Origin of the sequence: Streptomyces sp. NBC_00341 (assembly GCF_041435055.1) — a bacterium.
Classification (GTDB): Bacteria; Actinomycetota; Actinomycetes; order Streptomycetales; family Streptomycetaceae; genus Streptomyces.
Window position 1 is genome coordinate 4,496,159 of the sequence record NZ_CP108002.1, and the last position, 12,821, is coordinate 4,508,979.

The following is a 12,821-nucleotide window of genomic DNA, read 5'->3' on the forward strand; positions in this document are numbered from 1 at the left end:
CGGCGGACGACCGGTGGCCGCACCACCGGTCGCGCGGTTAGCCCAGGCGAGCTAAGCGGAAGACGAAACCGCAACCCCCGCGGGCGCTGCGGATACAGTGGAAATCCGCTGCCGCCGCCTGGGAGAGCACCGTCAGTCACCACCTGACCAGTGGTGGACAGGGCATCCGGCCTCCGGACCCGAACCTGCGGCAGACATGTGGGGGCGGCCTCCACAGGCGGGCTGACCGCCCGTCACCATGCCTGGGGGTGACCGTTGACCACGGCATCGAGTACCGCTGTGCCGACGTTGATCGGATCGGTGCAGCGGGCGCTGAGGCTGCTGGAGGCCGTGGGCGCCCATCGCGACGGGGCGCCGGCCAAACAGCTCGCGCGTGAGGCGGGGCTCCCGCTGCCCACTGCCTACCACCTGCTGCGCACCCTCACCCACGAGGGATATCTGCGCCGGGAGAACGGCGTCTTCCTCTTCGGCGCGGCCGCCGAGCGGCTGGTGGGCGACGGCGCTCTGCAGAACCGGCGCAGCCGGATGACCCAGTCCCTGGACCGCTGGCGGGACATCATCGGGGCCCCGGTGTACTGCGCCGTCTACCGCGACGGCGAGATCGAGCTCGTCGCGGTCGCCGACGCCCCGGCCACGCCCGCGGTGGACGAATGGGCCGCCTTCCAGGAGACCGGGCACGCCCACGCGATCGGCCAGTGCCTGCTGAGCCAGCTGGACGAGAAGGCCCGCGAGGACCACTTGGACCGGCATCCGGTCCGTCCGCTGACCCGGTACTCCGTACGCGACCGCGCGGCACTTCTTGAACGGCTGCGGTCCCTGGAGCGAACGGAACCGGTCATCGAGCGGCAGGAATACGCCCTCGGGACGGTCTGCGCGGCCATCCCGATCGCGGCCGGTTTCACGGCTGCGGCGATGGCCATTTCGGTACCTCTCGACCAGGAAGAACGGTTGCTCCCCGCAGTCGAACGACTACGTGGCGAAGTGGCCAGCCTCTTGCGTTCGTTCGTGTTCTCTATCAGTATCTGAAAAATCACTCCTTGTGATCTGCTATCGCGTGCACCACGATGGCGTCAATAGGGCCATGGGGGATCATTCCTGGCCAGATTCATCTACTGCGGGGTTGAACGATGCGCGAGTCGGTTCAAGCTGAGGTCATGATGAGCTTCCTCGTCTCCGAGGAGCTCTCATTCCGTATCCCGGTGGAGCTCCGGTACGAAGTGTGCGATCCGTACGCGATCCGGATGACCTTCCATCTCCCCGGTGATGCCCCGGTCACCTGGGCTTTTGGCCGCGAGCTGCTGCTCGACGGCCTCAATAGCCCCAGTGGCGACGGGGACGTACACATCGGGCCGACCGAGCCCGAAGGACTGTGCGACGTCCACATCCGGCTCCAGGTGGGGGCGGACCGCGCTCTCTTCAGGGCGGGTACGGCACCTCTTGTGGCGTTTCTCGACCGGACGGACAAGCTCGTCCCGCTCGGCCAGGAGTGCACTCTGGGTGACTTCGAGGGCAATCTGGAAGAGGCATTGGGGCGAATTCTGGCCGAGGAGCAGAACGCCGGCTGACGGGAGCCGTCTTATCGGGGCCCGGGTGCCGGTCGAACACCACACCTGCCGAACGGGTGAATCACTCTCCGTGATTGACCGTTGAGGCCTTCGCCCGTCGCCGTCGTCCTCTGCCACTCCGTACGGGTGCCGAAGCCCCGGCTTCCGCGCCGACCCCCGTACGGTCCGCGGAGACGACCAGTGCCGCGAGCGCGGTGGTCACCGGCACCGAGGCGACCAGCCCGATCGAGCCGACCAGTGTCCGCACGATCTCCTCCGCCACCAGCTCGCTGTTGGCCACCGTGCCCACGCTGCTCTGGGCGATCGAGAACAGCAGCAGCAACGGCAACGCCGCGCCCGCATAGGCGAGCACCAGGGTGTTGACCACCGAGGCGATGTGATCCCTTCCGATTCTGATACCTGCCCGGTAAAGCTGCTTCGCACTCATCGTCGGGTCCGCCTGGTGCAGTTCCCAGACGGCCGATGTCTGGGTGACCGTCACATCGTCGAGCACCCCCAGGGAGCCGATGATGACGCCGGCCAGAAGCAGACCGCTCATGTCGATGTGCGGATACAGGCCGTGGATGAGGCCGGTGCTGTCATCGGTGTTCCCGCTCAGGCTCGCCCAGCCGATGAAGAGCGAGCCGAGCAGCCCGATCAGCAGCAGCGAGATCAGGGTGCCGATGACGGCGACCGAGGTGCGGGCGGTCAGCCCGTGGCAGATGTAGAGGGCGATCAGCATGATGGCGCCGGCCCCGACCACCGCCACGAGCAGCGGATTCGAGCCCTGCAGGATGGCCGGGAGGATGAACAGGGTCAGCACGGCGAACGACAGGGCGAGCGCCACCAGCGCCATGACCCCGCGCAGTCTCCCCACGACGACCACCGCCACGGCGAAGATTCCGGCCAGCAGCGCCATCGGGAACTTCCGGGTCACGTCCGTCACGGAGTACTGGAGGTCATGGGGCGCGTCGGGGGCGTACGCGACCACCACTTCCTGCCCCTCCCGCAGCTGTCGCGGTGCGCCGGGCTGGACCACCTCGATGAAGGTGCGCCCCTTGTCCTTGCCGCTCGTGACCTCGACCGTGGCCTTCTCGCAGAGTGCGGCCCCGCCTTCACCGGTCGCCGGGTCCTTCACCGGCGGGGTCTCGCCATCGACCGGCAGCTGGGCCGCATTCACGTCCTTGCAGTCGACCTTGTCGACGCTCGCCACCTTCGCCTGCTGGGTCTGCCGGTCGAAACCGACACCGGTTCGTTCGTGCGCCGGCGCACCACCGGGCCAGAGCACCACGAGCCCGACGGCGACCGCGGCCGCGAACGGGATCAGTACGGCGGCGATCACCTTGCGCAGGTGCTTGGACACGGGTGCGGCGGGGCCGTGCGTGTGGGTGTGGGCGTGGGTGTGGGTGTGCTGAGGGGACGGCTGCTCGGGAACGATACGGGGGGACGTCACCGGCCGATCATCGCAAGACGAGCAGGGCCCACTGTTCAGCACACCCATGAGGGCGTTAGCGTGGTGGCACCTTTGCACACGCGGGAGCTCGGAGCACCGGGCTGAGAGGGCGCTGATCTCCGTACATCCGTACGGGACAAGCTGCGCCGACCGCCGAACCTGTTACCGGGTAATGCCGGCGTAGGGAGTAGGTCTCATGACCACAGCGGATGCACGCATGCCTGCCTCCAGTCAGAACGACGAGGGCGGTCGGAGCGACGGGGCCGGTCGGAGCGACGGGGCCGGTCCGAGCGACGGAGCCAGTCAGAACGACGGAGCCGGTCCGAGCGACAGGGCCGGGAAGTCCATCGGCTGGCACAAGGGGTACGTCCAGGGCTCGCGCCCGGACCTCCGGGTGCCGGTCCGTCAGGTGCACCTCACCAACGGCAAGGACGTGACGCTGTACGACACGTCGGGGCCGTACACCGATCCCGCCATCGACACCGATGTGCGGCGCGGACTCGCGCCGCTGCGGGAGAACTGGATCATCGCCCGCGGTGACACCGAGGAGTACGCCGGCCGCGCCGCGCGTCCCGAGGACGACGGGCTCAAGCACACCTCGCCGCGTGGCGGGCTGCGCAATCTGGACGCGGTCTTCCCCGGCCGCCCGCGCCAGCCGCGGCGCAGCCGGGACGGGCGCCCGGTGACCCAGCTCGGGTACGCCCGGCGCGGCGAGGTCACCCCGGAGATGGAGTACGTGGCGATCCGGGAGAACGTCACGCCCGAGGTGGTGCGCGAGGAGATCGCCGCGGGCCGGGCCGTGCTGCCGGCCAACGTCAACCACCCGGAGATCGAGCCGATGATCATCGGTAAGCGGTTCCTGGTGAAGGTGAACGCCAACATCGGCAACTCCGCGGTGACGTCCTCGATCGAGGAGGAGGTGGACAAGATGACCTGGGCGACCAAGTGGGGCGCCGACACGGTCATGGACCTTTCCACCGGCCGCAACATCCACACCACCCGTGAGTGGGTACTTCGCAACTCCCCGGTGCCGATCGGCACCGTGCCCCTCTACCAGGCCCTCGAAAAGGTCGACGGCAGGGCCGAGGAGCTGACCTGGGAGATCTACAAGGACACCGTCATCGAGCAGGCCGAGCAGGGCGTCGACTACATGACGGTCCACGCCGGCGTGCGCCTCCCGTACGTGCCGCTGACGGCCCGTCGCAAGACCGGCATCGTCTCCCGGGGCGGCTCGATCATGGCCGCCTGGTGCCTCGCGCACCACAAGGAGTCGTTCCTGTACGAGCACTTCGAGGAGCTCTGCGAGATCCTCGCGTCCTATGACGTGACGTACTCGCTGGGCGACGGGCTGCGCCCCGGATCGATCGCGGACGCCAACGACGAGGCGCAGTTCGCCGAACTGCGCACCCTCGGCGAACTGAACACCGTCGCCAAGCGGTTCGGTGTCCAGACGATGATCGAGGGCCCGGGACACGTCCCGATGCACAAGATCAAGGAGAACATCGACCTCCAGCAGGAGATCTGCGAGGAGGCGCCGTTCTACACCCTCGGCCCGCTGACCACCGATGTCGCTCCGGCGTACGACCACATCACCTCGGGCATCGGCGCCGCGATGATCGCCTGGTGGGGGACGGCGATGCTCTGCTACGTCACGCCCAAGGAGCACCTCGGCCTGCCCAACCGGGACGACGTGAAGACCGGCGTGATCACGTACCGGATCGCGGCCCATGCGGCGGACCTCGCCAAGGGGCACCCGGGGGCGCAGGATTGGGACGACGCGCTGTCGGACGCCCGCTTCGAGTTCCGGTGGGAGGACCAGTTCAATCTGGCCCTCGATCCGGACACGGCACGGGAGTTCCATGACGAGACGCTGCCGGCCGAGCCGGCGAAGACGGCGCACTTCTGCTCGATGTGCGGTCCGAAGTTCTGCTCGATGAAGATCTCGCACGACATCCGGCGTGAGCACGGCGGTTCGCAGGCGGAGATCGAGGCGGGCATGGCGGAGAAGTCCAAGGAGTTCGCCGCCGCGGGCAACCGGGTCTACCTGCCTATCGCGGACTGAGGCACGGCGCGTCGTACCGGCAGGCTCGCGCCGACCGGTACGACGCGCCCGCGCACTGCCCTGCCCCGGACCCCGCCCCGGACCCTGCCCCGGATCCGGTCAGTCCATTTCGTGTTCCGGTCCGCCGAAATCGGGGCTGGTGAAGTCCGGGCTGGTGAAGGTCGGCCGGGGCGCGGCCGCCGGGCCGTCGTCCGGGCTGGAGAAGTCCGGCCTGCTGTAGCCGATCTTCGGGATGCGGTTGGCCGAGGGGTACGGGGTACGGGCGGCGGGAGCGGCGCCCGGGTCGGCCAGCGCGTCCCGCAGGAACGGCAGGATGCCGCGTTCCAGCAGTGCGTGCCGCCAGGCTTCTCTGGCCCGCGCCACGTCCTCGGGCAGTTCCTCGCCGGGATCGTCTGCGGCCAGTGACGTGGAGCCGTTGCGCAGCGCGGCGATGAGGAGGCCGACGGCGGCGATCAGGATGGCGGCCGCGGTGAGCGCCACGAAGACCCAGCCGACGCTCACCATGGTCCCCGCGAAGGATGGCGGTGGGCTGAGCATCTTCAGGATGTAGCCGACCAGCAGGAAGATCACCGCGGCCGTGCCCGCCAACACCGGGGCCAGCACGGTGACAACGGCTCCCAGGCCGGCGCCCGAGCCGTCGGGACCGTCGGCGCCGATGAGGCCGGCGGCGTCCTGATCGGCGTCGGCCGTGGCGGCCCGCAGCTCCTCGCGGGCCTTCACGTAGTGCTCGTACTCGGTGGCGGCCGTGGCGGTGATCAGGGCGGTGGCGGCCATCGCCATGGTGCGCAGCTGGACCGGGTTGAGCCGTTCGCCGACCGCGGCCAGATCTGGTCGTTCATGGGCGTGACGCAGCGCGTCGTCGAGGATCCGCTCGTACTCGGGGCGGTCCTCGGTCAGCAGGTGCGGAGCGCTGTTCATGTGCATCCCCCGATGCTCCGTAGGGCCTGTGTGCCCGATTCAACCGGGCAGTCGGGCGGAAACGGAGGAGAGCCTGCTACTGGTACGCCGATGGTAGAGCGCCCACGGCACAGGGTGACAGGGGGTTTCCGGAAATAGGCCCAGTGGTCGGCACGGTCAGGTCGTTGATGCGTCTTCCCCGAAGAGCGTCAGTCATGCAGGGGGAGTTGGACGACCAGTAGCTTTCCGGCCATGGTCACTCCGCCGTCCATGGCGATGGCGAGCCCGTCCGCGTACACGTGCGGGCCGTCCACCAGCGGTCCGGCACTGTCCTCGCCGTCCTCGGAACCGACCTCACCGAGCAGATACGGAATGGGGCTGTGGCCATGGACGACGCGTCGGCCACCGTAGGCCGCCATCAGCTGCTGGACGGCCTGCGGGCCCGATTCGTCGCGGAAGGCGAAGCGCTTGGTGAGCTTGCGGAAGAGGTCCCAGCACTCGTCGGCGTCGTTCCGCGTCAGGATGGCGTGCACCGTGTCGTTGACGTCCTCGATGGTGGTGCCGTAGTCGAGGTACGCCGTGGTGTCCGAGTGCATCAGCAGATGCCCGTCCTCCTCGACGACCGCGTCGAGCCGGGACATCCACTGGAGGTGGACGTCCTGGAGCCGCTCCATGTCGCTCTTCTGGCCGCCGTTGAGCAGCCAGGCGGCCTGGAAGGTGGCGGTGCCGGCGCCCGAGTTCACCGGGGTGTCGGCGAACCGTTTGGCGCCGAGGAGCAGCAGCTCGTGGTTGCCCATCAGGGCCTTGCAGTAGCCGCCGGCGGCCGCGGCCTCCGCGGACAGCCGCATCACGAGGTCGATGACGCCGATGCCGTCGGGCCCCCGGTCGGTGAAGTCACCGAGGAACCAGAGCCGCGCGTTGCCCGCGGACCAGTTGCCGTCGCCGTCGATCAGGCCCTGTTCGCCGAGGGCGGCGTGCAGCTCGTCCAGATAGCCGTGGACGTCACCGACCACGTACAGCGGACCGAGTTCCGGATCCTGGGCGGGCCGCGGTTCGGGAACGGCCCGCACCTGGACGGTGGCCTCGCGGGTGATCACCGGAAGATCGCGCGCGGTGGGGGTGTACCCCTCCGGCGCCTCGCCCTCCGGGAAGGCGTTGCCCGGGTGCGGAGACGCCGGCGGTGCCGGGGACTGCGCATAGGGCGGTACGCGGAAGTCGCGCAACGTCGCCGTCCGCACCGCGGGTTCCTGACCGGCCCCCTGTGTCATCGACCCCTCCACCACCGTCGCGCCGCCGTACACCTGACGGGCCCTGCTGGTCGGGGCGGTCCGCGGTGTCGTCCGCCCATCATAGGAATGCGAATCGTGCTCTGTGACGCACCAGGGGTGGTGAATCCGAACGCACGCCGGGTTCGTCGGTCGATTGATCCCAATTGGTCTGATCAATCCCCTGCCGGGGAGCGTGGCGCGCTGACCGTGGTGCGGGGCGGACGGCGTTGGGAGGAGGTCCGGACGATGAGTTCCGTCGGTATCACCTGCTCCACCGGGCCGTCGTGCTCGACGCCTTCGATGGCGTCGATGAGCAGCTGCACGACCGCTGTGCCGATTCTGCGCGGTTTGAGCGAGAGGGTGGTGATGGGCGGTTCGGTCGTCGCGTAGACGGTGGACTCGCTGCAGCAGACCAGCAGCAGGTCCTCAGGGACGCGCAGGCCGTACCGGCGGGCGGCCGCGAGCAGATCGGTGCCGTTGGGGTCGAAGAGCCCGTAGACGGCGTCAGGGCGGTCCGGGCGGGCCAGCAGGCGGTCGGCGGCCACGGCGCCCGCGCACGGGTCGTGGGCGGGGTAGGACTCGTACACCGGGTCCTGGCCGACCCGCTCGCACCAGTGGAGGTACGCGGTGGTGGACAGCCGGGTGTACGTGTCCGTGGTGGTGCCGGTGAGGAGCCCGATACGGCGGGCCCCGGCGGCGGCGAGATGGTCGAGGAGGTCGAGCACGGCGGCCCGGTGGTCGTTGTCCACCCAGGCGGTGACCGGGAGGGTCCCGGCCGGCCTGCCGTCGGAGACGACGGGCAGCCCTTGGCGGACGAGTTCGGTGACGACCGGGTCCTGGTCGGAGGGGTCGATGACGACGGTGCCGTCGAGGGCGACGTTCGACCAGACGTCGTGGCGTGAGGTGGCGGGCAGGATGACGAGGGCGTAGCCGCGGGCCAGCGCGGCGGAGGTCGCCGCTCTGGCCATCTCCGCGAAGTACGCGAATTCGGTGAAGGTGAAGGGTTCGTCCCCGTAGGTCGTCACGGTCAGGCCGATCAGGCCGGACTTGCCGGTACGGAGGGTTCGGGCCGCGGCGGATGGGCGGTAGCCCAGGCGCTCGGCGACCTCGCGGACATGGCGGCGGGTGGCGTCCGGGAGCCTGCCCTTGCCGTTGAGCGCGTCGGAGACGGTCGTGATGGAGACTCCGGCGGCGGCGGCCACATCCCGGATGCCTGCTCGTCCTCGCCTGCCGCCGCGCCGGGGGGTCTCCGTCCGGCTCACCTGGTGCTTCCCTGCTGCTGTCATGGCGAGCCGATAGTAGGGCTCGCAAGGGCAGTTGGTCCGATCGCATATGCACGCGTTGACAGGCACGTTTCTGCATGATCATTTAATGCCAATGCCCTTGTTAATCAAGGGTGTTGTTGGTCAGGACCATCATGTGTTGGGCGTCGGACCGGATGGGCCTGTCGTAGGTGTGATGTCTCGAAGAGGTCTCAACTCACCTCTTCGGGGGACGCGCGCCACGGAGTGAGCCACCGGCGCGCGCCAGGGTGAGGAGCGCTCCCCCTCATTCCGGGGCCCACCGGACGAATCCCCGGTCCCGCCATTCGCAGCGGTGCTCAATCCTCATAAGGTGAGCAGTATTGATGTGTACAGACGGTCGAGGAGGACCCGCGATGAGCGAGACGAGCCCCAAGTTGCGTGCCGAGCTGGACGGCGTTCCCGCCTATGTGCCGGGCAAGCCGGCCGCGGCGGACGGACCGGCCGCGTTCAAGCTGTCCTCCAACGAGAACCCGTATCCGCCGCTGCCGGGGGTGATGGAGTCCGCGATGGCCGCGGCCGCGCACTTCAACCGCTACCCGGACCTGGCCTGCACCGGTCTGATGAACGAGCTGTCCGACCGTTTCGGTGTGCCGGTCTCGCACCTGGCCACCGGCACCGGCTCGGTCGGTGTGGCGCAGCAGCTGCTCCAGGCGACCTCGGGGCCGGGCGACGAGGTCATCTACGCCTGGCGCTCCTTCGAGGCGTACCCGATCATCACCCAGGTCAGCGGCGCGACGTCGGTGAAGGTGCCGCTGACCAGCGGTGAGGTGCACGACCTGGACGCGATGGCGGACGCGATCACGGACCGGACCCGGATGATCCTCGTCTGCAATCCGAACAACCCGACCGGCACCGTGGTGCGCAGGGCCGAGCTGGAGCGCTTCCTGGACCGGGTGCCGGGCGATGTGCTCGTGGTGCTGGACGAGGCGTACAAGGAGTTCATCCGCGACGCGGACGTGCCGGACGGCATCGAGATCTACCGGGACCGGCCCAATGTGGCGGTGCTGCGGACGTTCTCCAAGGCCTACGGGCTGGCGGGGCTGCGGGTCGGCTTCGCGGTGGCCCACGAGCCGGTGGCGGCCGCGCTGCGCAAGACGGCGGTGCCGTTCGGCGTGAGCCAGCTCGCCCAGGACGCGGCGGTGGCCTCGCTGCGCGCAGAGGATGAACTCCTGGGCCGGGTGGGGTCTTTGGTGTGCGAGCGGGAGCGGGTGCACAAGGCGTTGGTGGGGCAGGGATGGACGGTGCCGGAGTCCCAGGCGAACTTCGTCTGGCTGCGGCTGGGGGACCGTACCGTCGACTTCGCCGCGGTCTGCGAGAAGGCCGGTGTGGTGGTCCGGCCGTTCGCGGGCGAGGGCGTGCGGGTCACGATCGGTGAGGACGAGGCGAACGATCTGTTCCTGAAGGTGGCGGAGTCGTACCGCAAGGAGCTGTAGCCCCGGGAATTCCAGCCCCCGGAAGCAGCCTGTCGGGCCCCGTATCTCGTGCGCGAGGTGCGGGGCCCGTTTGCTTGTCCGGCCCGGCGGAGCGGCGTTCGGCCCGGCGCGCGCGTTGTCCGTTTCGGGGGGAATGGGTGCTGCCTCCCGAAGGGGGTACCCCCCTCGTAGATCCCGAAAGTCTGTGCGCCATAATTGCTTGTGAATGTGAACGCGTTCACAAGCGTGTCCTGGTTCCTCCCATGATCAGTCGGATTCAAAGGACAAAATGCCGGTGCAACTACGGCGACGTAAGGAGAAGACGACGTGGAGCTAGCTCTGGCGCCGGAGACCCTGGCGCGATGGCAGTTCGGAACGACCACCGTCTACCACTTCCTCTTCGTTCCCCTGACGATCTCGCTCGCCGCGCTCACCGCGGGCCTGCAGACCGCCTGGGTGCGGACGAACAACGAGAAGTACCTCAGGGCCACGAAGTTCTGGGGGAAGCTCTTCCTGATCAACATCGCCATGGGCGTCGTCACCGGCATCGTCCAGGAGTTCCAGTTCGGTATGAACTGGTCGGACTACTCGCGGTTCGTCGGGGACATCTTCGGAGCCCCGCTGGCGTTCGAGGCGCTGATCGCGTTCTTCTTCGAGTCGACCTTCATCGGCCTGTGGATCTTCGGCTGGGACAAGCTGCCGAAGAAGATCCACCTCGCCTGCATCTGGATGGTCTCGATCGGCACCATCCTCTCCGCGTACTTCATCCTGGCGGCCAACTCCTGGATGCAGCACCCGGTCGGCTATCGCATCAACAAAGAACGCGGACGCGCCGAGCTCACCGACTTCTGGCACGTGCTCACGCAGAACACCGCGCTCGCCCAGTTCTTCCACACCATCACGGCGGCCTTCCTGGTCGGCGGCGCGTTCATGGTCGGCATCGCCGCCTTCCACCTGGCCCGCAAGAAGCACATCCCGGTGATGCGGACCTCGCTGCGGCTGGGCCTGATCACCGTGGTGGTCGCCGGTCTGCTCACCGCCGTCAGCGGTGACCAGCTGGGCAAGGTGATGTTCAAGCAGCAGCCGATGAAGATGGCGGCGGCCGAGGCGCTGTGGGACGGCCAGAACTCCGCGCCCTTCTCGATCTTCGCGTACGGAGACGTCAGCAAGGGCCACAACTCCGTCGAGGTCTCGATCCCCGGAATACTGTCCTTCCTCGCCGACGACAACTTCAACTCCTACGTTCCCGGCATCAACGACATCAACAAGGCCGAGCAGGAGAAGTACGGGCCCGGCGACTACCGGCCCAACATCCCGGTCGCCTTCTGGAGCTTCCGCTGGATGATCGGCTTCGGGATGGCGTCCTTCGCCCTCGGCATCCTGGGACTGTGGCTGACCCGGAAGAAGTTCATGTTGCCACCGGGGATGCGGACCGGTGAGGACGAAGTGCCGCATCTGGTCCTGTTCAAGAACAAGGCGCTGAGCCCCAAGCTCGCCAAGTGCTACTGGATCGTCGCCCTGTGGACCCTGCTCTTCCCGCTGATCGCCAACTCCTGGGGCTGGATCTTCACCGAGATGGGCCGTCAGCCCTGGGTCGTCTACGGAGTGCTCCAGACCCGCAACGCGGTCTCCCCCGGCGTCTCGCAGGGCGAGGTGCTCACCTCGATGATCCTCTTCACCCTGCTCTACGCGGCACTCGCCGTGGTCGAGGTCAAGCTGCTCGTGAAGTACATCAAGGCCGGGCCCCCGGAGCTCACGGACGACGACCTCAACCCGCCCACCAGGATCGGCGGCGACCATGACGACGCCGACCGGCCCATGGCCTTCTCCTACTGAGAGCGCAGGAGCCGAGAGATGGAACTCCACGACGTCTGGTTCGTGCTCATCGCCGTCCTCTGGACCGGCTACTTCTTCCTGGAGGGATTCGACTTCGGGATCGGTGTGCTCACCAAGCTGCTGGCCCGCGACCGCAAGGAACGACGGGTGCTGATCAACACGATCGGGCCCGTCTGGGACGGCAACGAGGTCTGGCTGCTCAGCGCGGGCGGAGCGACCTTCGCCGCGTTCCCCGAGTGGTACGCCACGCTGTTCTCCGGGTTCTACCTGCCGCTGCTGATCATCCTGCTCTGCCTCATCGTGCGCGGGGTCGCCTTCGAGTACCGGGCGAAGCGGCCCGAGGAGAAGTGGCAGAACAACTGGGAGAACGCGATCTTCTGGACCTCGCTGATCCCCGCCCTGCTCTGGGGCGTGGCCTTCGGGAACATCGTGCGCGGCGTGAAGATCGACGCCGACATGGAGTACGTGGGCAACTTCTGGGATCTGCTCAATCCGTACTCGATCCTCGGCGGGCTGGTCACGCTGTCCCTCTTCACCTTCCACGGGACGGTGTTCGCGGGGCTCAAGACGGTCGGCGACATCCGGGTCAGGGCTCGCGCGCTGGCCCTGAAGCTGGGCGCGGTCACCGCGGTGCTGGCCCTGGGCTTCCTGATCTGGACCCAGGCCGACAACGGCGACGGCTGGAGCCTGATCGCGATGATCATCGCCGTGGTCTCCCTGGTCGGGGCGATCGGCGCCGTCGCGGCGGGCCGCGAGGGATGGTCCTTCGCCCTCTCCGGTGTGACCATCACGGCCGCGGTCGCGATGCTCTTCCTGACGCTCTTCCCGAACGTCATGCCGTCCTCGCTGAACGATGCCTGGAGCCTCACGGTCACCAACGCCTCGTCCACCCCGTACACGCTGAAGATCATGACCTGGTGTGCGGGGATCGCCACTCCCGTGGTGCTGCTGTACCAGGGCTGGACCTACTGGGTGTTCCGCAAGCGGATCGGTACGCACCACATCGCTGACGCGCACTGAACGCACCACATCGCTGACGCGCGGT

The 12,821-nt window shown here is 68.2% G+C and carries 10 protein-coding genes and 1 riboswitch; of the genes, 6 read left to right on the forward strand and 4 right to left on the reverse strand.

The features are described 5' to 3' along the window. The first annotated feature begins 255 nt into the window (after positions 1-255). Together OG892_RS20250 and OG892_RS20255 are read left to right on the forward strand one after the other, a co-directional pair. Positions 256-1,026, forward strand: a complete 771-nt coding sequence (locus OG892_RS20250; protein WP_328866257.1) for a helix-turn-helix domain-containing protein — start codon at positions 256-258, stop codon at positions 1,024-1,026. A 101-nt stretch (positions 1,027-1,127) separates the two neighbouring features. Beyond that, a complete protein-coding gene (locus OG892_RS20255) occupies positions 1,128-1,565 on the forward strand; it encodes an SsgA family sporulation/cell division regulator (protein ID WP_024489558.1) in 438 nt (145 codons plus the stop codon). A gap of 61 nt (positions 1,566-1,626) precedes the next feature. On the opposite strand, the gene OG892_RS20260 is transcribed toward OG892_RS20255, so the two are convergent. Continuing rightward, on the reverse strand, positions 1,627-2,997 hold the full coding sequence (locus OG892_RS20260; protein WP_371629888.1) for a YibE/F family protein: 1,371 nt from the start codon (positions 2,995-2,997) through the stop codon (positions 1,627-1,629). Positions 2,998-3,067: 70 nt separating this feature from the next. Beyond that, positions 3,068-3,201, forward strand: a riboswitch (TPP riboswitch). On the opposite strand from OG892_RS20260, the gene thiC reads away from it, so the two are divergent. Next, a complete protein-coding gene (thiC, locus tag OG892_RS20265; RefSeq protein WP_371629889.1) occupies positions 3,194-5,059 on the forward strand; it encodes a phosphomethylpyrimidine synthase ThiC in 1,866 nt (621 codons plus the stop codon). It overlaps the preceding riboswitch by 8 nt. Before the next feature lie 99 nt (positions 5,060-5,158). Here thiC and OG892_RS20270 read toward each other — a convergent pair whose 3' ends face one another. The 3 genes from OG892_RS20270 to OG892_RS20280 all read right to left on the reverse strand — a co-directional run bounded on the left by OG892_RS20270 (position 5,159) and on the right by OG892_RS20280 (position 8,510). Next, entirely contained in the window at positions 5,159-5,983 is an 825-nt protein-coding gene (locus OG892_RS20270; protein WP_328866254.1) for a hypothetical protein, read from the reverse strand. Between the two features lie 182 nt (positions 5,984-6,165). Next, complete coding sequence (locus OG892_RS20275; protein WP_073736342.1) at positions 6,166-7,224, reverse strand: metallophosphoesterase; 1,059 nt, start codon at positions 7,222-7,224, stop codon at positions 6,166-6,168. Positions 7,225-7,397: 173 nt separating this feature from the next. Continuing rightward, entirely contained in the window at positions 7,398-8,510 is a 1,113-nt protein-coding gene (locus OG892_RS20280) for a LacI family DNA-binding transcriptional regulator (RefSeq protein ID WP_073736343.1), read from the reverse strand. Between the two features lie 371 nt (positions 8,511-8,881). Here OG892_RS20280 and hisC point away from each other — a divergent pair, with 371 nt between their 5' ends. The 3 genes from hisC to cydB all read left to right on the forward strand — a co-directional run bounded on the left by hisC (position 8,882) and on the right by cydB (position 12,796). Beyond that, positions 8,882-9,961, forward strand: a complete 1,080-nt coding sequence (gene hisC / locus OG892_RS20285) for a histidinol-phosphate transaminase (RefSeq protein WP_073736344.1) — start codon at positions 8,882-8,884, stop codon at positions 9,959-9,961. A gap of 306 nt (positions 9,962-10,267) precedes the next feature. Next, positions 10,268-11,776 (forward strand): cytochrome ubiquinol oxidase subunit I, encoded by a 1,509-nt coding sequence (locus OG892_RS20290; protein WP_371629890.1) that lies wholly within the window; start codon positions 10,268-10,270, stop codon positions 11,774-11,776. Between the two features lie 18 nt (positions 11,777-11,794). After that, on the forward strand, positions 11,795-12,796 hold the full coding sequence (gene cydB / locus OG892_RS20295) for a cytochrome d ubiquinol oxidase subunit II (protein ID WP_123524823.1): 1,002 nt from the start codon (positions 11,795-11,797) through the stop codon (positions 12,794-12,796). Positions 12,797-12,821 lie beyond the last annotated feature (25 nt).